At 35.2% G+C, this 22659-nt stretch carries 16 protein-coding genes; 1 reads left to right on the plus strand and 15 read right to left on the minus strand.

Annotated features, from left to right (window positions below; all coding sequences use genetic code 11):
- Positions 1-75 precede the first annotated feature (75 nt).
- Complete coding sequence (gene ilvA / locus U6A24_RS09520; protein WP_324179731.1) at positions 76-1341, plus strand: threonine ammonia-lyase IlvA; 1266 nt, start codon at positions 76-78, stop codon at positions 1339-1341.
- Positions 1342-1464: 123 nt separating this feature from the next.
- Here the strand turns inward: ilvA and U6A24_RS09525 are convergent, their stop codons facing one another.
- From U6A24_RS09525 to U6A24_RS09595, 15 genes are all read right to left on the minus strand, one after another.
- On the minus strand, positions 1465-2145 hold the full coding sequence (locus tag U6A24_RS09525; RefSeq protein WP_324179732.1) for a bifunctional 4-hydroxy-2-oxoglutarate aldolase/2-dehydro-3-deoxy-phosphogluconate aldolase: 681 nt from the start codon (positions 2143-2145) through the stop codon (positions 1465-1467).
- A complete protein-coding gene (locus tag U6A24_RS09530) occupies positions 2146-3150 on the minus strand; it encodes a sugar kinase (RefSeq protein ID WP_324179733.1) in 1005 nt (334 codons plus the stop codon).
- Between the two features lie 99 nt (positions 3151-3249).
- On the minus strand, positions 3250-4011 hold the full coding sequence (locus U6A24_RS09535; protein WP_324179734.1) for an SDR family NAD(P)-dependent oxidoreductase: 762 nt from the start codon (positions 4009-4011) through the stop codon (positions 3250-3252).
- Positions 4012-4040: 29 nt separating this feature from the next.
- The gene (locus tag U6A24_RS09540; RefSeq protein ID WP_324179735.1) at positions 4041-5309 is read right to left on the minus strand and encodes an MFS transporter; all 1269 of its coding nucleotides are present in this window, start codon (positions 5307-5309) and stop codon (positions 4041-4043) included.
- Between the two features lie 204 nt (positions 5310-5513).
- The gene (locus tag U6A24_RS09545) at positions 5514-6218 is read right to left on the minus strand and encodes a FadR/GntR family transcriptional regulator (RefSeq protein WP_324179736.1); all 705 of its coding nucleotides are present in this window, start codon (positions 6216-6218) and stop codon (positions 5514-5516) included.
- Between the two features lie 150 nt (positions 6219-6368).
- Positions 6369-7247, minus strand: coding sequence for a polysaccharide lyase family 7 protein (locus tag U6A24_RS09550; protein ID WP_324179737.1), 879 nt, complete (start codon positions 7245-7247; stop codon positions 6369-6371).
- Position 7248: 1 nt separating this feature from the next.
- Complete coding sequence (locus U6A24_RS09555; RefSeq protein WP_324179738.1) at positions 7249-8289, minus strand: PKD domain-containing protein; 1041 nt, start codon at positions 8287-8289, stop codon at positions 7249-7251.
- Between the two features lie 47 nt (positions 8290-8336).
- Positions 8337-9779, minus strand: a complete 1443-nt coding sequence (locus U6A24_RS09560) for a RagB/SusD family nutrient uptake outer membrane protein (RefSeq protein WP_324179739.1) — start codon at positions 9777-9779, stop codon at positions 8337-8339.
- 12 nt (positions 9780-9791) lie between these two features.
- Entirely contained in the window at positions 9792-12989 is a 3198-nt protein-coding gene (locus tag U6A24_RS09565) for a carboxypeptidase-like regulatory domain-containing protein (RefSeq protein ID WP_324179740.1), read from the minus strand.
- A 472-nt stretch (positions 12990-13461) separates the two neighbouring features.
- Positions 13462-13806 (minus strand): cupin domain-containing protein, encoded by a 345-nt coding sequence (locus tag U6A24_RS09570; protein WP_324179741.1) that lies wholly within the window; start codon positions 13804-13806, stop codon positions 13462-13464.
- A 25-nt stretch (positions 13807-13831) separates the two neighbouring features.
- Positions 13832-16099 (minus strand): alginate lyase family protein, encoded by a 2268-nt coding sequence (locus U6A24_RS09575; protein WP_324179742.1) that lies wholly within the window; start codon positions 16097-16099, stop codon positions 13832-13834.
- Between the two features lie 7 nt (positions 16100-16106).
- A complete protein-coding gene (locus U6A24_RS09580; RefSeq protein ID WP_324179743.1) occupies positions 16107-18443 on the minus strand; it encodes a polysaccharide lyase 6 family protein in 2337 nt (778 codons plus the stop codon).
- A gap of 172 nt (positions 18444-18615) precedes the next feature.
- A complete protein-coding gene (locus tag U6A24_RS09585; protein ID WP_324179744.1) occupies positions 18616-19314 on the minus strand; it encodes a FadR/GntR family transcriptional regulator in 699 nt (232 codons plus the stop codon).
- Positions 19315-19591: 277 nt separating this feature from the next.
- Complete coding sequence (locus tag U6A24_RS09590; RefSeq protein ID WP_324179745.1) at positions 19592-20866, minus strand: polysaccharide lyase family 7 protein; 1275 nt, start codon at positions 20864-20866, stop codon at positions 19592-19594.
- Between the two features lie 187 nt (positions 20867-21053).
- Positions 21054-22034, minus strand: coding sequence for a polysaccharide lyase family 7 protein (locus tag U6A24_RS09595; protein WP_324179746.1), 981 nt, complete (start codon positions 22032-22034; stop codon positions 21054-21056).
- Positions 22035-22659 lie beyond the last annotated feature (625 nt).

Below are 22659 nucleotides of genomic sequence, written 5' to 3' on the forward strand. Positions count from 1 at the left end.
GGGTCTGTTGAAGTTTTGAGATGTGTATTGTGTGACCTTCGATAGATCCTGGCTGACAAAAGCTAAAACAAAATTATGAGTACCGCCACCACAACATATTTTCCAGCGCTAGAGGATATTCAAAAGGCCGCTTCTACAATCAAAGAAGTAGCTATGGTAACTCCTTTGATGAATAGCATTCGATATTCAAGAAGATATGAGGCAAACATTCTACTCAAAAGAGAAGATTTGCAGCGGGTACGCTCTTATAAAATTAGGGGAGCTTATAATAAGATAAGTTCTTTAACCAAAGAACAACTTGAAAGGGGAGTGGTTTGTGCCAGTGCTGGTAACCATGCCCAAGGTGTAGCCTTTGCATGTAATCACTTGGGGATACAAGGAACAATTTATATGCCTTCTGTAACCCCAAAACAAAAGGTAGCACAGACTCAAATGTTTGGTGGTGATCATGTGAAGATTGTATTAGAAGGAGATACGTTTGATGATTCGTCGAAGGCGGCTATGAAGGTTTGCGAAACAGAGGGGAAAACATTTGTTCACCCTTTTGAAGATCCAAAAACCATTGAAGGACAAGGAACCATTGGACTTGAAATTTTTAAACAGGCCGATATCCCAATTGATTATGTTTTTGTGGCAATAGGAGGAGGAGGATTGGCTTCGGGATTGTGTGGTGCTCTGAAAGCATTATCGCCCAAAACCAAAATCATTGGTATAGAGCCCGAAGGTGCGCCCTCTATGCTCACTTCAATCCAAAACAATAAGAATACAGAGATTTTTGAAATAGACAAGTTTATTGATGGTGCAGCAGTACAAAAGGTAGGGGATCTCAATTTTGAGATATGCAAAGAACATTTATCCGATATGTTTACAGTACCAGAAGGATTGGTATGCCAAACTATTCTTGATTTGTACAATAGAGATGCAATAGTTGTTGAACCTGCGGGAGCTTTAACATTGGCTGCCCTGGAGTTTTATAAAGATAAAATTAAGGGTAAAAATGTGGTTTGTATTGTAAGCGGGAGCAATAATGATATAACACGTACTGCAGAAATTAAAGAAAGAGCTTTGCTCTATGCGGATCTGAAACATTATTTTATAGTTCGGTTCCCTCAAAGAGCGGGTGCTTTGAAACAATTTGTTGGTGAAGTATTGGGACCAAACGATGACATTACTCATTTCGAATATTCTAAAAAATCTAGTAGAGAGAACGGACCCGCTGTAGTGGGGATAGAGTTAAAGGATAAGAAAGATTTAGAGCCTCTTATTTCCAGGATGAAAGATCTTAATTTCTTTGGGGACTATCTTAATGACAAGCCGGACTTATTTCAGTTTTTAGTATAATATCAAAATTAATAAACCCTTGCAAGTGCTGCAAGGGTTCTTTTTTGACATTAGTGAAAATTTTAAAACAGTCAAAAGTAATCTAATTTAGATTGTAATTAAACACATAACAAACACAATACATCAAATTAGGTTTTTTTTATAATCGCTTATTATTTGAATTGATTTTCTGGTAAGATCAGTTATTTTATTGTAGTCATAATCTCTATTGCCATTTTTTACGATAAGCTTCGAGCCCATTCCAACACAATATGCACCAGCTTGAAACCATTTTATTAAGTTATCCTTTTCAGGAACCACACCACCGCTTGCCATAATACTCGTCCAGGGACAAGGAGCTTTTATGTTTTTTATAAAATCGGCACCACCTAATTCACTCGCAGGGAAAATTTTTACAATTTCCGCTCCTAATTCTTCAGCAGAATTGATTTCTGTTAATGTCCCACAACCGGGTAACCAAGCAATTTTTCTTCGATTACAAGTCTTCCCGATTTCAGGGTTTAATATCGGAGAAACGATAAAGTTTGCTCCATTTTGAATATACAATGAAGCTGTTGCAGCGTCTACAATAGATCCTACACCTATGATCATATCTGGAAGTTCTGCAACTAGCCACTTAGAAACTTCAGAAAATACTTCAATAGCATAATCTCCCCTGTTTGTAAATTCGAATACTCTGGCTCCTCCATCATAGCAAGCTTTAATAACTCTTTTTACAATATCGTAGTCCGAATGGAAGAAAAGAGGAACAATTCCTGTATTCTTCATAACTGTAGCCACTTCTATTCTTGTATATCTTGCCATTTATCTTATTATTCTTCCGCTCAGTTTACCACGAGCTATACTTAATATTTCTTTTTCTGTTGCCAAGTTGGCATCACCCTCAATCGTGTGCTTGACTGCACATGCAGCATTAGCAAATTCGAGGGCTTTATAGTCATTAAATCTCATTAGTCCATGAATTAATCCAGCGGCATAAGCATCGCCAGTCCCAATTCTGTCTATTACGGGAGTAATTTCTATTTCATTGGTTTCGGCAAATTCATTTCCATTATACATACGGGCCTTTATTTTGTGCCAATTAGCATTAAAGGAGACTCTTGTTTTATCAAATACTTTTTTTATGTTTTTATATGTATTCATTAATCGAGAAGCGCTTTCAATGAACTGATCGATATGATTTGAAAAAGAAGTATCCAAGAGTTCATTGATTTCGTTTGGACCTCCAATAAAAATAGTTGATAATTCTACTAATTCGTTTAAAATTTCTTTGGCATCTCTTCCGTAATTCCAAAGGTTACTTCTATATGCAGGATCTGTTGAAATTGTAATTCCTTTTGAATTTGCAATCGTCAAAGCCTTTTTTAAAGCTTGATATGCATTGTACGAAAGAGCAGGAGTTATACCAGTCCAATGAAACCAAGAACAATCTTCGAAAATCGTATCCCAATCTATTTTATTGGGATCTATATGGCTAAATGCAGAATTAGATCTGTTATACGAAATTGTGCTGGATCTCATAACTGCACCTACTTCAAGAAAATATAATCCGAGTGGGTGATCAGAATGACTGATTGAACTGGTGTTTACTCCAAATTGCTGAAGGTATTTTTTTGCTGCTTCACCTACAAAATCATTAGATACTACGCCAACATGTTGGGTTTGGTTTCCAAGTTGTGCAAGGGATATCGCAACATTCGCCTCAGTTCCGCCAAAGTAGTACTCGAGTTCATTGGATTGATTTAATTTTTTGTTTCCTTTTGGGGCTATACGCATTAAAACCTCTCCAAAAGTTACTACTTTACTCATTTTGATTTAAGTTTGTTATAGTTGGTAAAATAGAATTAACCATGCGTTAACCTTCTATTTATTAAAGAATTAATCACTAGTTAATACGCTTTATTCTATTTAAATTCCCAAGGCCTGTCCTCCTCCAATTTGAATAGTTTCGGCTGTTATAAAAGCGGCATCTTCGCTTGCTAAGAAGGAAACAACAGAAGCCACATCTTCAGGTTGTCCTAATCTTCCAAGCAAAATATTATTTTTCCATGAAGCAAAAACTTCTGGCTTGGTTGATTTAATTTGTTCATGAAATGGAGTATCAATAGTACCAGGGGATACAGCATTTACTCTTATACCATACTCTGCCAAATCTTTTGCTAGAGCCCTGGTTATGGCATTGACTGCTGCCTTGGATGTGCCATAAATACCCGCTCCAGGTCCTCCTGCGGTCCATCCGGCATTTGACGTGTAGTTAATGATAGAAGCGTTTTCTCCCTTTTTAAGGAATGGTATTGCGGCTCTTGAAACGAAAAATGTAGAGTCAAGGTTTAATGCCATAACCGATCGGTAAAATTCTGTAGTCATTTTTTCGAATCTGGATCTTCCACCCAATCCACCTGCATTGTTTACTATCAAATCGATTTTACCGTATTTTTCTCCAATTGTATTTATGCTAGAATTTACGGCGTCTTCATTTGTGACATCAAATCCGTAATACGCTGCAGTTATTCCTTGGGCTGTAAGTTCTTCTATTCGTTGGACTCCTTTGCTATCTTCTATACCATTTAGAATTACAGTATACCCATCGCTACCTAGTCTTTGTGCAACTGCGAAACCTATACCACCAGTAGCTCCGGTTATGACAGCTATTTTTTCTTTTAAATTCATTTTTTAATAATTAAATTAAGTTAGTCGTTCTAATTTTTTTCTTTTAGAGGTTTTATTTCTTTAATCAATACGAATATGGATAGTACTGATAATGGTGCTAATACAGCCAGGATAATAAAGGCCGGAGTATAAGACACCGTTGTTATTTTTGGAATGATAAAATTCATAATGGCTACCGAAATAGCTCCTATCGTACCGGCCAGTCCGGCTAGTGCTCCAACAGATTTACTTTTTAATAAATCACTGGATAAGGTTTGGATGTTACTGATTGAGAACTGGAATCCAAAAAGTACTATAAATACGAAAGAGACAAACTTTATTGGTGTATCGGCAAATAGGATTGCACCTATAATTGCTGTAAAAATAATAGCTCCCCCCAAGGTTATGACTCTTTTTCTTGCTTTGTCGAGACTAAGTGATCTCATTAATTTCTGAACATACCAACCACCAGCGATACTTCCAATGGCGGCTCCCACATATGGAAACCATGCATAAAGGCCAATTTCTTTTACATTGAAACCATATACTTTATTGAGATAAATCGGCATCCAAAACACGAACAACCACCAGATAGGCTCAATAAAAAATCGGGCTGCCAATATACCCCAGGCTTCCTTAAATCTTAATATTTTGGAAAGAGGAAGCCCCTTTTCCTGGCTTTTTTCTTCACTAATTTGCTCTTGTCCGGATAAGATGTAATCTTTTTCCTTTTTTGTTATCCATGGATGTAGTTTTGGTTGTTTTTTGTTAAAGATTAGCCAGGGTATTATCCAGATAAAACCAATGACACCAATAATAATAAAAGTCCATCTCCAACCATAGGCGCTAAAAAGTTCTGCTATTGCAGGAGCAGCAACGATTGAACCAATAGCAGCCCCCGCATTAAAAATACCTTGAGCCACAGCCCTTTCTTTTATGGGGAACCATTCGGCATTATTTTTTACTGCCCCAGGCCAATTTCCTGCTTCTGAAACACCTAGAATACCTCTATAAAGTCCTAATGAGGCTAATCCACGTGCAAAAAAGTGTAATAAAGAAGCTAGTGACCAGAAAAATATAGAAAGTACAAATCCAATTTTGGTACCCACCTTGTCATAAACCCAACCCGAGATAAATTTACCTGCGGCATAGGTGATGGTGAAAATATTGATGATCCAGGCATAGTCTTCTTCGGTCAATCCAAGATCTTTTTTCATTTCGGGCCACATAATGCCCAAAGCAGATCTATCAATATAATTGATAATTGTTGCAAGGCAAACAAGCCCTATGATCCACCATCTTAATCCTTTAACTTTCATATTTTTGGTTTAGTTAAAGGGATTTATTTGTTAAGTGTACAAATGATCACTTTCTATGAATACTATTCAGTAAAGTTTACCAATGACTTCAAATGTTTTGTTTGAGACACATGGTGGCCGAATAGTTAAGTATAAATCCCTCCGTGATATTTTTTACTAAGAAGATAAAGCCGTGCAATTTTCTCTTCTTATAGTATTATTAATTTATTTTTGATTGTAGCAATATTGATACAAAATTTTAAAATGAGCTTTCATCATTTGCTTGGCCAATTTCGGATCTTGATTTTTTATCGCCTCATATATGTCTTTATGTTCCTGAATGCCTGAAAATGCTTGATTACTATCACAAACATGATATTTTTCGAAATTGGTAATAATACCGGGAGTAATGATAAGCATGAATGTATTCATAGTACTATTACCGCTTGCTTTTGCTATAGCCAAATGAAATAACAAATCCTCTTGAACAGCATCTTCTCCTTTTACTACTTTGGTTGCATAAGCATCCAAAGCTTCTTTCATGGCTTCTAGATCCTCGTTGGTTCGTCTCAAAGCAGCCAAGCGGGCTGTTTTTAGTTCTAAAAGAATACGAGTTTCTACCAATGATTTAAAATCGGGATCTTCCAACCTTAAGATATCATCGATCATGCCATTCATAGCAATTACTCCAATGTTTGCTACAAAAGTTCCGCTTTGAGGTATAGACTCTAACAAACCATAAAACTCTAGTTTTTGAATCGCTTCACGTATATTGCCTCTGCTGACTTCAAATTTTTCTGATAAAGTTCTTTCTGAAGGGAGTTTATCACCTGGTTCCAGATTTTTATAGTTTATCAGATCTCTGATTTTTTCAATAATCTTCTTTTGAATATCTCGATTCTCATTTTTGGTTAAAATCTCTAATTTCATGGTCAATAACAGTATTGTTTAAAATTGGTTAACCAGATTGGTTTTCCAAATTTATAAAATTATTCATTATTACGAAAGCTTATTTATATCAATGTTTGAAAACTTTTTTGGTTCATATTATCTTTATTCAAAAGTGGGCAATAGGTGTAGCTAATGTGATACTTCAAGTTCATAAAACTTAACTTTGGCAAAAGCTTTTGGATTCTTGGAAGCCAAATAGTTTCCTGCTTTAAAATAGTTTTCAAATATTCCCCATCGTTTCATGTCGATACCTTTATATACTTTTGCATATTTGTCATTAAGGATAACTTTCATTTTTCCTTCAGAAGCTATAATTTCTATAGTAAATTTTTCGAAACCTACTTTTTTAGGAAAGTTATATCCTTCATCATCTCCCCATGCATCTTTCTGTAATATTTCAGTATCGGTTGCATTTTGATCTTTTAGGTATTTGGATTTAAGTCGTATTCGGCCATTGTTCCAATATACTTTCATGATTGGAGGTGCATCATTATCCTTTTTACCAATTATCTTTTTTTGATCATTTGATAGCCTGCCGTGTATTTGTAATACAATTACTTTATCATATTTCCCTTTTTTATTTTTTGAAATATCATCAATTGCAATTGTGGCTTTCATTCTACCTCCATCTTTAAAACGCCAGTTTACATCATTTTTACCGGGTACCATTTGCTCTCTAAGTTCGCACCTAGAGTATTTGGTATTTGTGGTCGTCGCTCCTGGTGTGGCATAAAAAACAAGAGCACCATCTTTTGGATCATTATACATATACTTTTGTAATGTTGTATTGTTTGCATAATCCAAAATTTCGGGAGGTTTTACATTTATTGGCTTGGGGCTACCAATAGGTAATGTTACCTTCCAATGGCTTAAATCTATTTTTGGTAATTTCCATTCAGTTTTAACAATCGTATCTGCAACACTACTTTTCTTGGTTTGAGAAGTAGTGTTTACAGATAGAAATACTATTACTAAAAATGGTAATATATTTTTTTGAATGTTTTTCATTTTACAAATTAATAGCTGTAATAGTTATAGAGTCGGCTCGTATTTCCTCATCTCCGCTGTTATATCCGAAGTCACCGCCACCGCCACCGGTTGCAGGGCCTCCTATACCCCTTATGAATAGAGCGACACTATCATTATCTCCTGAATTAAAAGTATAGCTATAGGTGATATAATCATCATTGTTTGGGTTCTCTTGTATCTCGACCAAAAGATTATTAGCCGTATCTTCAACTTGTGAAATTGAGGAATAACCAAAATCATCTTGTGGAAATTCTACAGTGTCTGTATAATATGTTGGGGTATAACCACTTGTATAGCCCGATCCGGCTAAAACTCTTAACTCAAGCATACTTGGAAATGAACCTCCTGTTGGGCTTTTAAAAGATGTAACTATTTCTACCGTATAATCGGCATTTGGTACGACTGCAAACTCTTGATAAAGATGATCTGGCTCATTATTATCAAATTTAACAACGTTATCAGAACCTCCATTACCTGAGCTAGATTCTCCCTGGTCACCAATACTCTTGTTAATCCAAGCAGAACATGTACAATCTGAACCTGAAGACTTAGGAAGTTTATCAAAATCAGAGTTCACTAAAATTGGATCAGGAACATCAGGTTTTTCAGGCTCAATGACCTCAATGCTTTTGGTAATTGTGCTAGTCTTTCCTAATTTGTCTGATGAGGTTAGCGTTACCTCAAATGTGCCTTCTCCAGGAAATTCTAAATTGATGTTTTCTGAAGCAAGGGTAGGAGTAATGTCATCATCTGCATCTAAATCTAATAATATAACTCCATCAGGAATTTCCCACTGGTAATCGGTCGAACTTACAGATTGATTTGTAAGAAAGTAAATCTTAAAATCTTCTTCTGGATTTGTTCCTTCTTTTTGAATTGCTACAAAGTTTGCAGAAGGAGGAGTTAAATCGGGTAAATCTCCAACTTCTGGAAGGTCATCGTCTTGACATGAAATCAAGATCATTATACTTGTTATAAACAACCAAGTATATACTTTTAGATGTTTCAACTTTATTTTCATTTTTGAATATTTTAATTATTCTATTTCCAAATTCGGAAAAGAATACATTAATAACCTGGGTTTTGCGGATAGAAGTTATCTGTTACATCTCGTTCTCTTTGCGGAATAGGTAACAAGAGGTCATTTGCAGAAAAACTATATCCATTATCATTTGAAAACTGTGTAAGTATTGGTACTGCCTGATTAAATCTTATTAAATCATATAACCTATGATTCTCAAAAGCTAGTTCGATTCTTCTTTCGTTTAGTAAAGCTTCTTTTGTAAGAATATCACCATTGGCAATAGGATCGACCCCAGCTCTTTCTCGCACTTTGTTATAAGAAGCTATTGCATCTGCATCCGAGGTTTCTATAAACTCTCCCATGATGGCTTCAGCATGCATTAATAAAACATCAGAATATCGAATTACTATCCAATCTCTACCAGAGTTTTGATCGGCATCAGGTTGAAACTTGTTATTTTCAACCCTATTACTACCTACGGTAGATTCTAAGAAACTTACAGGAAATCTTATGGGCTCGCTTGCAGCTGTAATCAATGCTTGAAGTTCTGGAGTAGCCAAATTAACTCCTTGAGCACGACCAGCTGCTGTCATATCGATACTAAATCTTTGCGAATCTCCCTGTACTTGTACGTTATTATCATCTCTTGCATCTGAAGTTATAGTTGGAGTACTTAACGATTCATAAGAAACAGCAAATATGATCTCTTCATTCAACTCATTATCAAAGGCAAAAACGCTTTCAAACGAATCTAAAAGCCTGTATTCGTAGGGGTTATTTTCGTCTACCAGTTCATTTAATAATGTTGTTGCCCGTGCATAGTCTGGAGTAGGAGCGCTTAAATATACTTTGGCGAGCAATGCTTTTGCCGCTCCTGCGGTTCCTCTATTTACTTTTGAACTAAAGCCTTCTAAATTAGAAATTGCATTATTGAAATCACTCGCTATTTTTTGATATACCTCGGTTAAAGGTAATCTTGGGTATTCTTCGAAATCCTCTGGAGAAATTTCTCTATCCACAAAGGGTACATCACCAAAGGCTCTGGCAAGGTTGAAGTGGGATAAAGCTCTCATAAAATACGCTTCTCCGATAATTTGGTTTCTATTATCATTTTGGATTCTATCTTGGTTGTCAAGAATAATGTTTGCCGATAATATGACTTTGTAATTATTGGTCCAGTAGTTGGCAGCTTCTCCAAGATCGGCAGTTATACTGAAAGATTCGAGATCTCCGAAATCTCCATCTCCATTGGCAGAGACCCCATTGTCTGATCTAAGTTCGGTAATGAGAAACTCACCCGCTGGAATTTTTTGGTAAGCATCATACATTCCATTTAGAATAGAGACAAAACCAGAAGGATCATTAAGAGTTGGATCCTTATCGGGTTCGTTTGGATTACTTATAGTTAACTCATCCACTGAACAGCTTGTTAACATCAAAGAAACAACAGCTGTTGTATACAATATCTTTAAAAAATTAGTTTTCATGCCTTTGTGTGTTTAAAATTGAAGATTAAGACCCATAGAAACTACTCTAGGAATTGGTGGCGCTCCTCTTTGGTACCCAAAAGTGGTTGCTAAGTTTGCTCCCCTTGTATTGTAATTGGCACCTTCTGGATTAAATCCAAAATAATCATCGGCTGTTATGTAAATTAAGTTTTCACCATTTAGGTATATTCTTAACTTATCAATATTCATCTTTTCAGTGATATCTTTTGGTAGCGTATAGCCTACTCCGATATTTCGTAATGCTACAAAAGAAGCATCTTGAATATGATCGTTTGTAAATATTCTTTTTCTTAAAAATTCTCTATTAGGTACATCACTAGTAACATCTTGATTTGAGCTAAATTCATTTCTTTGATATTCCAGATCTGAAACTCGAACTTCTGCTCCATGAGAACCTTGCAATGAAAAACTCAAGTCTACACCATAAAAATTGAAATTACTTGAGAATCCCCATTCAAAGTCTGGGTAAGGATTTCCTAACTCGGTTCTATCCTCATCATCGATGATACCGTCACCATTTAAATCTTTTACATATACATCTTGTGATTGGGCATTAATAGGATAAAATGGATTATTAAGATATTGAAAAGGAACTTCTCTGTCTACCACAAAACCATAAAAGGAGGTGATTGGCTGCCCTTCATTTGCAATAAACTGAGTTGCTCTTTTATCATCTTCTATAGATGAAATTAACCCATCATTTTTACCAAAATCTACTAGTTCATTGGTGTTTTTGGTAAATTGAGCAGAAACATTCCATTTGAAATTTGGTCTGGAAACAATATTAGAACGTGCTTCAATTTCAATTCCTTCGTTTTTAACTTCTCCAGAATTTTGTAAAAAACCTCTTGCTCCCGTAACTGAAGGCACAGGTAAAAATAGAATAAGGTCATCACTAGATCTCGTATAATAGTCGGCAGATAGACCAAATGCTCCATTTGCGATTTCTAAATCAATTCCTGGGTTAAACTCGATTAATCGTTCCCAACCTAGGTCTGGATTGGCAATAACAGTAGGTTTTAATCCAGGTTGTCCGTCAAAAACAACAGGAGATAGAGTGCTTAATGATCTATATAGAGAGCTAAAGATATTACGATCTATGGCATTGGATCCCGAAACCCCGTAACTAGCTCTTATTTTAAGATCTGTAATCACATTGCTGTCTTGAAGAAAACGCTCTCCAGATATTCTCCATCCTACGGAAGCCGCGGGAAAAAAACCAAACTTTGTATTTTCTCCAAATCTTGAGCTTCCATCGGTTCTGGCGCTAATTGAGAGTAAGTATTTATCATCAAAATCGTAATTAAGACGCCCAAAATAGGATATTAGTTTTTCGTTACCCAGTCTCGTGAAGCTTCCTTGTTCACCTACGTTTGCAGCTGGGATATTATCGGTAATATCATTTGTAAATCCTAGTCCTGTTGTTGACTGTTCTGTATAATCGAAATCATCAAAAGAAAAACCTCCTATGGCATCTATGGTATGTGCTCCTAAATTGTTTTTATAGGTTAATAACGATTCAACTCCGTAGTGAGTTACAGTTCTAACTCTTTCGTCTCTTTGTGTACGACCAGATCTATTTTGGTGATGAAGAATCCCTCTTTTATCATAATCTCTTGTGAACCTGAAATCACCATAAATTGTTTGTTTGAGCTTAAGTCCTTCAGCTAGTTTAAATTCTAAGAAAGAGCTTCCCAAAATTTTGGTTTCTTCCTTGGTTCTTTTTCTTTCTAATACTTTTGCCAGGGCGTTCGCATCACCTGTTGTGCTTAGACTTATTCCGCCACTGGTTCTTGTAAAATCTAAAACAGGATTACCCAAATCGTCTCTAAGAATTCCTGCTCCATCTTGAGTAAAAACATGATCAAACATTCTTTCCAGGGAATAATCCCCAGCTATGGCTTCAGAAAAAATAACAGACCCCCGGCTATCTGCAACATTAACTAATCCCAAAGTGGCATCATTCAACCTGGTGGGTACCCATGGGGATTGTCTAAGAGCGGTTTCAATACCAACAGGGAACCTTCTTTGCAAAGTATTTTGTCCATTTAGGTTTAATCCAAATCTAATCCTATTATTTTTCGATTTTGAATTTATTTTTACTCTGGCATTATATCTTTTGAAGTCGTCTGTTAATAAGACACCTTCATCATGAACATAACCCAGTGAAGCATTAAATTTTGTTTTAGGAGTTCCTCCTGTGGCAGAGAAAGAGTGACTTTGAATAATTCCACCATCTATCATAACATCTTGCCAGTCGGTTTCCCCACCATTAGCCTCAGTAATTATACTTGCAACCGTAAGTAAGGCATTACCTCTATCCAGGTTTTCCTGAAACCGTTGTCCTTCTGTAGAATTTGGATCCAAACCAGATTGAACCCCATTGATATATCTTCGCCAACGGGCTACAGATGAGTTATATTGATCATTTTTTGGTACAAATTTGAACCCTGTATAGGTGTTATAGGCAAATTGGGTATCACCACTTTTTCCTTCTTTTAGGGTTACAATAATTACTCCATTTGCCCCTCGAGATCCAAAAATAGCAACCGAGGAAGCATCTTTTAATACCTCTATAGACTGAATGTTATTGGAGTCTAAGCTTCCTAATAAATCTGGGTCGGTACCCAGTGCTATCCCGTCTACAACAATAAGTGGACTAGAATCACCTGAAATGGATCCAGGACCCCTAACTGTAATTTTGGGAGCACCTCCGGCTTCTGGATTAACGGCCTGTACTCGTATACCTGCCACTTTCCCTACGATGGCATCATCAAGACGAGGCACGGCTCTATTTTGAATTAATTCTCCAGAGACCTTGGCAACAGAACCTGTTAAGTTTTTTCTGGATTGTGTACCGTATCCGATAACGACAACTTGTTCCAAGGTTGCAGCATCTTCTTTTAAAGTGATTTCTAGCCTTTTTTGCCCCGAAACGATAATAGTTTGCGTAGTATATCCTATATAAGATATCTGTAAAACTTCATCGTTCTTAACTTGAATTTGAAATTCTCCATCGAAATCAGAAGAAGTTCCATTATTTGTACCAGTGACAATAACGTTTACTCCAGGAATTGGTACTCCATTTTCTTCAGTAATTTTTCCAGATAGCGAATAACTCTCTTGAGCTATCAATGATATCTGGGATAAAATCAGAGTAATAAAAAGTAGTTTGATTTTAAAGTTCATTTTAATTGTGTTATGTTTCAAAAATCTGATGATATCCAAAAGGATATCCTAACAAAGAATAAATAAAGATGTATTCCTTTATTTCCCTTTTTACAAATCACATAACCTATATAGTATTTGTTTAAATTTTGTACTTTTGTAGGGCATGTGATTAACAAAGCTCATGTGTTTTAAGTATTACTTCCCTCCGAAAAGAAGTAATATAAAAAGGATAGGCGTGCACCTGTCCTTTTTTTGTTTTCTAATAATTAGTGGATCCCCATGATGTTTATAATTTGATTGTTTAATGATTTGTTGTTTATTGGTAAACCAAACTGGATAACCAAATTGGTTTACCAAATATATGTTATTTTAATGTTAAACAAAAAATAATTGTTATTTTTAATGTTAAAATTTTTAGGAATTGGTAATTTGTTATTGGTTATTTTTTATTGTCGGTAGTTAACATAGGCGATTAGCGCAAAAAAAGAGTTCACATAAAATCTTCTCGTATTGGGCTAAAAACATCTATTAATACTCCATCTTCTAAGCAGATTGCTCCATGGGGTGCGTGTGGAGGAATATAAAAACAATCTCCTCCTTTAAGAATTTGTTTTTCGCCGTTGATGCTTACTTCAAATTGACCGCTTTGCACATATGTGACTTGTGAATGGTAATGATCGTGTATGGGGCCTTCTGATCCTTTTTCGAATTTTACATGAACCAACATGATTTTGTCATCGTATCCCATGATTTGGCGCCGCACACCTTCGCCTACGGTTTCCCAAGTCGCTTCATTTCCTTTAATAAATACGTTGCTTGATCCAAAACTTTTCATTTGTTAGATATTTATAGTTTGTATATTAGTTTTTGCTATAGTAATAAGGGCCTATCCATTGTATAGGGCTGTTATTCAGGTATATTGAATGTTGGGTTTCTTTTTGATTGTTTGTTACACATAAAACGAATGTATGTTCATTATCATCTTTGGTGATAATTTTCCATCCTAAATAGTTTTCGTTATCGGTTTTTACTTCCTTTATTTCTTTAATGCTACTGCTTGAGTTCTTTGCTATTTCGGTCACAGGATTGTATGTTCCATGAGTCTCTATAACGGTTATGAAAGTATCGTTTTTTGACTGTGGTTTTCTTATTATGAATGAAGGATCTCTTCTTAGGTTATGTCTAGGGTCGTTGGCGCCTATTCGAGTAAATAAAATTTCATTTTTCGCTTTGGTAAAGGTTGAGAGTGTGTAGAAAGCATCATTGTGTAGCCAGGTAATCTGTGCAGTCTTTGTGTCGTCTATAACTGTTTTGTTTTCTAACCACAGATGTTGGTAACCGCTTTTTAAGCCGAGAGGAGAAAGAGTGTCAAAAGTTTCAAAATCAAAATTAGTATCGATAATTTGTCCATGATAGTAGTAGGGGAGATCAAATTGGTGCGCACCGTTCGAAACAAATTGCATAATATCGATAAGAAGAGGTTTTTGAAATCCTAGATCTTCTAGGAGTAGCATTGTTCGATGAAGTCTGGTGTTTTGGTATGCATTACTTTCTTTGGCGCTTACGATTTGCAGTTTTGGATGGGAAGTATCAAAAATGTATTTTTCAGAATGATGTAGGCTTCCTTTTTCATACTCGCCATTAAAATGAGAGTTTTCATCTTGAATTATAGTATTATGGGCTATTGTTTGTTTTGCCCATGTTTTGTTTTCTTTAAGATATCCACCGCCATTTTTTTGTTCTATGTTAACAAACCGTGCTAGTCCATAATCTTGCATTACTTCATTTCCTTTGTGATAATAAGAAAAGGAAAGTTTATCATAATGTCCATGGCTAAGTCCATGAGCACTGTATTTCATGACTAATTCGTGTTGTTTGTCTTTGGATCTTAAGATTCCAATTCCTCCTTCATTACCATTGGAGCCATCAGTAAATTCTATTGAGTTTTTTGAAAAGGGAATACGCTTATTTTCTTTAATACCTTGGGATACGCTAAGCCCCGTTTGATCGAGCCGAACGCTGTTTTGTTTTTGAGCTATGTCAAGAAGAGAAGGAGAGTTGTTTCCATAATAATAGGCTATATTAACAGCAGACACCAGTTCTTTTGAATAATATGACATTCCTTTTTGAGCGTCATTAATCGGAAAGAAATCGCCATTTATATTGGTAAGATTAAGCAATGTATTAACAGAGTTTATTAAAACACCATCTTTGTATTCAAAAATCTTTAATTCGGGCTTTTTGTTTTGAAGAGCTTGGGCAAATATCATAAATGGATACATGGCGTATCTTTGATAATATGGACCTTCAGTATAATACCCATCTGGAGAAAAAGGACTGTCAAGATTAGCAAAAAAACCTGCTTTTTCATCTTTTTTCAAGATAAAGCCACCATCATTATCCTTTAATTCATGATCAAAATTTTCGATCTTCATTCCATATAGGGCTCTATTGATGAGTTCTTGATTGTTCATCACCAAACCAATCATGCCTACAGCCACATTTCCCCAAGTGCTATGATTGTGAATTCGATTAAAAAACTGAGGGTTCTCTTTCGATAAGAAATTGGCATACGGTACAAATAGATTTTTTTCTAGGTAGTTACGCTGGTCTTTATCCAAATAATCATAAATGCAATCATATGCTTGACTCACATATACAAGCCAATTCGCATCATTAAGGCATTGCCAAAAAATTTTACCTCGCGCATATGACCTTTTTTTTGGGTGTAAAGGTAGCGAGGGATACATTTTGGCATATTCCTTAAGAACGTTATGTGTATACATGGCATATTTTTCATCTTCAAGTAATTGATACAAAAGCCCTGCTTTCTGCAATATTATCCAATTTTTTTTGTGCCTGTCATGTGTATAACCTCCGGCCATATCTTTTGGAATTGGGACATGAATACCACTTTGGATCTCTTTATCCACTTCAGCTTTAACCTTGACAAGGGTATTATCAAACATTGGTATGGAACCTAATTGCTTTCTTATGTTTTTAACTCCTGTTTTGGTAAGGATAAGATTAGGGTGTTCTTGAGCAGGAGAGCTAAAATATATCTGTAAAACCCAGAGAAGTAATAGATATATCTTATGCTTCAGTAAAGTATGTAAGCCCGTTTTCATTGGATTATTAATTAGCGATTCCTATATCCAGACTATCGTCTGCTTTAAAACGTAAAGGAGAAGTGTCTTGTAGTTGATAGTTGGTTGTATTCTTGAATTTCGGATTAACAGACCACAATTTGTCAATTTGATAAGGTTGATTGCCTGTAACCACTACCTTTTCAGAATTAAAGAAATTGGTGTTGCTTACTTTGGCTATCGGTCCGCCCACGACCAAGTGCATTTGAATGCCTTTGCTGTCTTGAAAAATACTGTTTTTAATAGCTGTATTTTGAACACCAACCAAAGTGATTGCTTTTTTATTTTTGTTCCTTTTACCGTTCCCTACATTGATAACAACATTATGATCAAAGGTTAGAAAAGGTCCAAATGTACTTTCATCTTTACCGTCTCGAACTAGGTTTAAAACGGCACCATCAATATTTTTGAAAACGTTGTTTTTTAGAATGACAAATTCGGCATTGAAAATTCCGTTTTCCCCAATTTCTTTATCTAGAGAAAGTACGTTTCCGCTAATATTGGAAAATGTAGAATTTGTGATCTTGATTGTATCTGCTACAGTATTTTTGAAAATTTTGAATACATCATAGGAGTGATTAACGGTAAGGTTTTTAAATTGGCAATCATTTATTATCAATTTGTAATTTTTATTCATTGAATATTTACTGGTCCTGATAACTGCATTTCCTGAATAATCAGGAGCTTCTTTTCCGTCAAAAATAAGTCGGTTTAATTGCAGGCTACCTCCATTTTGAATGTCGAAAAGAGATTTTTTTTCAAATAAGACTGTTGATTTTTCTAGAAAAGATGTAATAGTAAGAGGGTGGGTTATATTGATAGTTTTTGTTTCTAAATACCCATGAACCGAGGTGAGTTCTATGATGTCTCCGGGTTTAGAATTTTTAACGGCATCAAACAATGTATTGATACCTGGAGCAACCTGGATTGTTTTTCCTGAGTTAAATGTTAGTACTTTATTCTTTTTGGGATACCAGGAAACCCCGGTGTTTTGTTTGGATAAGATTTCTTCTTTAAGAATTGCTCCTGTATTTAAACCTTTATCTGAAGGGGATAAAAATCCATTTGAATTTTTGGTTAATGTAATCTTTTTGGGGAAGAAGCCTTTTTCAGAAATAGGCTTGGTATTTGGACTTATAAGGTTATTGGAAAATTGAATACCGCTTATGTCATCATAAACTGTAAATATATCATTCTTATTTTCATTATAGAAGATGTTATTTTCCATAACAGAATTTATCGGGATGGCGCTACGTTCTTGATCGCTACCTGCACAAAGTTGGATGTAATCACAGTTTATAAAAGTGTTGTTTTTTATTTTTGCATCGGCAACTTGAAAATAGCGGTTTAAGGGAGAGTTAGGCACTCCATTCATTACTACCAGGGCACCTCCAAAACGATATCCGGTGAGTCCAATGGCATAGTTGTTTTCAACAGTTTGTTGACCATTGATTACTCGAATACCCCCAGTACTGGGAATACCATTACCAATAAACACATTGTTTTTTACCAAGGTTTCATTACCATGACGCATGGTTAATGTACCTCTGCATTCATAAAACACATTGTTTTTAAATGTATTTTGACACGATTTGTTTGAAATAATTTCTAGTTCTCCACCGCAACGGTCAAAGTAATTGTATTCTACAAGGGTGTTTGAATTACTCATAGAGTGGTGACTTGTTCCTATTCTCAACGTTTCTCCACCATTGGACCCTAAGGTTTGTCTGGGGCCAAAATAATTATGGTCTATTTGGTGGTTATTTTCTATAAACTTCTTAGAGTTTAATCGTACAGCCATGGTTACCCCCAGGTTTCCTTTTCCTTCAAAATGGTTGTGGTCAATGCGGTTGTTTTTTCCATAAACACCTACCCAATAGTCCTGCTCACGGCGTTCGGGGTTCGAATAATTATCAATTACACATTCAGTAAGACGAGAATGTGAAGCAAAGTTTTTCTTGTCCTTTTTGAAGGAGATTACTTCAGAAGTAGGAGTAAAGCCATTTTTGAATACTAATCCACTAACCACGAGATATTCGCCTGCCATTTGCAGATAAGAAGCGCCTTCTAATGAAGTTTGCCCCTTTTCTTCAACAGTAAGAGTTATGGGCTTGTCTTTTGTACCCTTCCCTTCAAAAACTAATTCTACATTTTTCCAAGTACCCTTGGCCAATATAATTGAGTCCCCTGGCTTAGCTGTTTTTATGGCAGTATGCAAAGCTTCAATAGAATCGACAAGATTACTAGACTTCACTTTTTTTACTGAACTACTACATGAATAGAACAATACTAGGACGAAAGCGTAATGTAAGATGATGTTTTTCATAAGAATAATCTGGTTGACCAATTTGGTTAACCAAAAATATAAATATAAAATTACAATCAAAGAAAGTTGTTACTTTTTTTTATTCAATTGTTAAAAAAAATGACAAATATTTGATAAAAATGATATCAAATTGTGCGATTTTTTGGTTTTTCCATTAAAAAAGTGCGTAAAACTAATCTTCACAATACTTATGTAGCTCTTTGAAATGATCTTGTAAGTGTGCAACCGCTTTTTCTGGGTTTTTGTCCCTAATAGCATTAACAATCTCTTGATGTTCCTGGATTAGAAGATAATTTTCCTCCTTATTGCAGACTTTATTTTTTATGAAATGACTAATAATCTCGGGTGTAATAATTAACATCAAAGAATTGATGACACTATTGTTGCTGGCTTCGGCCAATTTGATATGAAACATAAGATCTTCTTCTACAGCATCTAGTCCCTTAATTGCCTTTTCACTATAGGCTTTGTGTGCTTTTTGAATTTCTTCAATTTGTTCCTCGGTCCTGCGTGTTGCCGCTAATCGTACTGCATTCGTTTCAAGAATAATTCTAGTTTCTACTAACGATTTAAAATCGGGTTTTTGAAGTTGTAGAATATCGGACATCATATTATTTAGTGCTGTAACCCCAATGTTGGAGATTCGTGTTCCACTTTGCGGGTATTTTTTAACGAGTCCATAAAATTCTAATTTCTGTATAGCCTGTCTAAGTTGGTTTCGTGTAACTCCAAATTTTTGGGCAAGTTCTCTTTCTGCCGGAAGTCGATCCCCAGGTTCTAAATGTTTTGAAACTATCAATTCTCTTATTTTAGAAATGATAACTTCTTCAACATTCTTCTTGTTTTTAACAGTTTTTTTGACTTCCTCCATTATGATTAGGCTTTTGTTATTGATGTTTTATATTCTATTTCTTCAATTTCTCTAAAGGGTACCGTTTAGAAATATAATATTTATTTCAAAAATAACTATCTAAGGATTTGTTCAAAAAACATTTTTTTAAATAATATTAAGAAAAGGCCGCAATTTATAATTGGGCCTTTTCTTGTTTTACGTAATAATTAAGTGTTGATTGAGGGCAATCTTTTAGCATTGTACTCAAACTAAATGTATTTACTTTATCCAATTTGATAATCGTTATACCTTATGATTAATGGAATACTTCTAGTTTTTGAATACCTACACTACCATAATCTGAACTTTTATAGCTCTTACCTTTCATTGATTGTAAATAACTACCTGCCTTAAAGTAGTTTTCTTTGGCAGACACAGATTTTGATGTGTATATTGTTCGGGATCTATTACCATTGTTATCAAGCTCATAAAGTCTCACAATACTATTCTTATATGTTAACTCTAAGTACAATTCTTCTCCTAAATTGAAGTTGCCTACAGTCTTACCGCCGCCTTCGAGCACTTCGGTTACATAACCATTAATTCTCATTTTTACCGAACCGCTTGTCTGGTTGGCTGATCCTTGACACTGAACTCTGATTACATCATCAAATGTATCGGTTTTGTCATGAATCTGTCCAAAACATACTTTACCAGAACTAGGTAAGCGATCTACTCTCACTTTCCATTTCATGCTGTGTTCTTTACTGGTGGTTCCATCCCAAAATATATTGTTATTGCCATTTGCGGTTAACTCTCTAAGCTCCATTCTAGGGTTTCCAGACCCAGAAGATGTATCGCTACCGGCCCACACTTGAAAAATTGCCCATCCGTTATTTACAAAAAACCAGTCCGGGTTTGTGTATGAAGATAAATTAGGAATTTGATCTACATAGGTATTGTTTGATTTTGTTCCTTCCAGGCCGTTGAGCTTCCAATTTTGAAGCCCTAAAAGATCATAAGGAGTGCTACCTGTTGGTGGTGGTGGAGGGGTGGTTCCACCACCACCATGTATTTCAGTTTCGGTAATACTATTCCAGTCATTGCTAGAATTTGCAAAACAAGAAATGCGCACATATCTTACAGTGACTTCATCAAAGTCATAGGTTTCAAGTTGTCGGGTGTTTCCACTACTACCTTCGCTTTTTTTGTCGAGTACCGTAGTTAATGAGGAAGTAGAGTTTCCGACTCTTATTTTAAAATAGGCCTTTCGTTGATCTCCTTTGTACCAAGCTATTTTAACTCTGGATACTTTTTGTGGAGAGCCAAGATCATAGGTGATGTACTTTCCAGATCTTCCCTTTGAAGACCAACGAGTATTCAGGTTTCCGTCAAGGGTGTTGGATGGAACATTACCATCGTCACCATTTGCCGAAACGGATACTACGTTAAGTTTTGCGCGGGATTGTTTCTGTTCATTCTGTGTTAAGAGGCTTAAATCCTCTACAGATTCAATGTCTGAAGTGCAATTGTACAGCAATCCGATACTTGCTATACACAGTAATCGAGTTAATAGATTGAAAGTTTTCATTTACTTAGGTTTGTGTTAAATAAAATTGGTCGACCAATTTGGTCAACCAAAATATGACAAATAATTGATTTTTGCAAGCTAAATATGAATACCTTCTATTTTTTATGTTAAAAAAACAGCATTTTAACAATTTCAAGTTGTTGTCCTTAATTAATATTTAAGTTTAAAGAGAGTCTTTTATGGATATTTAAAAATTCTCTGAAACTACTATTTCACTAAACTCGGCAATACCATCACCATTGCTATCGGCTTTTACAGATTGATTATATACGCCAGCCTTATAGTAATTACTTTTACAAGTTATGTTATCATATGTACGTATTGGTGTATTCATATCTTCAAGATAGATTTTTAATACGCTATTCTGTACTGTAATTTTAAACGCTAACCAATCACCTAATATGTAATCGTCTTTAATGTAACGATCGTCATAATTGTTGTTTCTAAAATTAATGGGAAATCCATCACCAATTTCGCCTTCAATAACATCCCCTAATAGATATATTCTACCGGTCTCACCTTCTTTGGCATTAGGTTGGTCACTTTGAATCTGAACTCTTAACAAATCATCCCAAATATCTTGCTTGAAATCATGAATTTGAGCAAAAGCGAATTTACTGGTGCTAGAGGTTTGTATTATGCGCACTTTAAAAGTTAGTGTCTTTATTCTGTTACCATTGGCATCCCAACCAGCTTCGCCATCACCATTTGAAGGCATTTCTCTTAATTCACTTCGTGTATTTGAAGAGTTTCCAGTGGTTGGGGTATCTGTTGTTGCCGGGCATGAAAATCGCACATTATTATTTTCAACAAAAAAGAACTCATCTTTATATTCTTTAAAACTTGGATCTTCACTATAGTCGTTTCTACTTTTGTCTAAGTATACTTCATCGGCCTTACCGTCATTATTAAAGTCTCTCGGCAAAGTAATCTTCCAATTTGTAAGGTTGAGAACTTCAAAAGGAATATTAGAGCTAGTAACACCTCCATCACCTCCAGAGCCATCGCCACCAGAACCGTCACCACCTGAGTTATCACCTCCAGAGCCATCTGTTACTTCTCCACCAGTTTCGGCTGGGGTTTCATCATTAGAATCAGATGAGCAACTGTAAAATAAAGTAGTAGAAATTGTAAAGAGAATAAGGCTATATAATCTAATAATTTTCATAGTAGTAATGTATAAGTGTTTTTTATTAATTGGTCAACCAATTTAGTGTTAAGAAACAAAAAGCCTCTATTTGATTAAATAGTTGCGTAAAATTGATCGAACTTTTGTTTTCCAATTACAATAACGATAATATTGGATTTTAGTATTTCAAAATCCTTTAGGATCGTTTTTTGGTTCGTTTTCTTATTATATAACAACTTAAACAATCAAAATCCTTTTTTGTATTTTGATGTATTTGAAGCTGCTTACCATTTTATTTGTAAAAATGATAAATCAAAAGTAATATTTTTGCTAAAAACATATTAATATCAAGAATTACAACTTTTTTTGCTTCAGGTAAACAGTTTTTATGTAATATTGTACCATCTAGTTAACGAAAGGGGCTTCGGCCGACGATTTAGAGTTACTATTATGAAAACGGCAAATTTTATTTATTCAGAAATTAGTGTTCAATCTTTGAACAAATTAGGTGTAATTACAAGAATACCTTCGCGTCGCTTTCGTCGCCCCTTGGGGGTCTAATATTCATTTGAAGTAGGTGCGTCCTACTTCCCCGAGAGACAAATTCCATTTTTTCGATGTATTAAATGATTAAAAGGTAACCTAATAGGTGTTTTCCTTTCAT

Origin of the sequence: Aquimarina gracilis, assembly GCF_035285365.1 — a bacterium.
Taxonomy (GTDB): domain Bacteria; phylum Bacteroidota; class Bacteroidia; order Flavobacteriales; family Flavobacteriaceae; genus Aquimarina; species Aquimarina gracilis.

Excerpts from the sequence above, each read along its gene's own strand:
- U6A24_RS09580 (WP_324179743.1), bottom strand. The coding sequence starts at position 18,443 with ATGAAAAACATCATCTTACATTACGCTTTCGTCCTAGTATTGTTCTAT.
- U6A24_RS09570 (WP_324179741.1), bottom strand. The coding sequence starts at position 13,806 with ATGAAAAGTTTTGGATCAAGCAACGTATTTATTAAAGGAAATGAAGCG.
- U6A24_RS09540 (WP_324179735.1), bottom strand. The coding sequence starts at position 5,309 with ATGAAAGTTAAAGGATTAAGATGGTGGATCATAGGGCTTGTTTGCCTT.
- U6A24_RS09545 (WP_324179736.1), bottom strand. The coding sequence starts at position 6,218 with ATGAAATTAGAGATTTTAACCAAAAATGAGAATCGAGATATTCAAAAG.
- U6A24_RS09590 (WP_324179745.1), bottom strand. The coding sequence starts at position 20,866 with ATGAAAACTTTCAATCTATTAACTCGATTACTGTGTATAGCAAGTATC.
- U6A24_RS09550 (WP_324179737.1), bottom strand. The coding sequence starts at position 7,247 with ATGAAAAACATTCAAAAAAATATATTACCATTTTTAGTAATAGTATTT.
- U6A24_RS09525 (WP_324179732.1), bottom strand. The coding sequence starts at position 2,145 with ATGGCAAGATATACAAGAATAGAAGTGGCTACAGTTATGAAGAATACA.
- U6A24_RS09560 (WP_324179739.1), bottom strand. The coding sequence starts at position 9,779 with ATGAAAACTAATTTTTTAAAGATATTGTATACAACAGCTGTTGTTTCT.
- U6A24_RS09535 (WP_324179734.1), bottom strand. The coding sequence starts at position 4,011 with ATGAATTTAAAAGAAAAAATAGCTGTCATAACCGGAGCTACTGGTGGT.
- U6A24_RS09555 (WP_324179738.1), bottom strand. The coding sequence starts at position 8,289 with ATGAAAATAAAGTTGAAACATCTAAAAGTATATACTTGGTTGTTTATA.
- U6A24_RS09530 (WP_324179733.1), bottom strand. The coding sequence starts at position 3,150 with ATGAGTAAAGTAGTAACTTTTGGAGAGGTTTTAATGCGTATAGCCCCA.
- U6A24_RS09595 (WP_324179746.1), bottom strand. The coding sequence starts at position 22,034 with ATGAAAATTATTAGATTATATAGCCTTATTCTCTTTACAATTTCTACT.
- U6A24_RS09575 (WP_324179742.1), bottom strand. The coding sequence starts at position 16,099 with ATGAAAACGGGCTTACATACTTTACTGAAGCATAAGATATATCTATTA.
- U6A24_RS09585 (WP_324179744.1), bottom strand. The coding sequence starts at position 19,314 with ATGGAGGAAGTCAAAAAAACTGTTAAAAACAAGAAGAATGTTGAAGAA.
- U6A24_RS09565 (WP_324179740.1), bottom strand. The coding sequence starts at position 12,989 with ATGAACTTTAAAATCAAACTACTTTTTATTACTCTGATTTTATCCCAG.
- ilvA (WP_324179731.1), top strand. The coding sequence starts at position 76 with ATGAGTACCGCCACCACAACATATTTTCCAGCGCTAGAGGATATTCAA.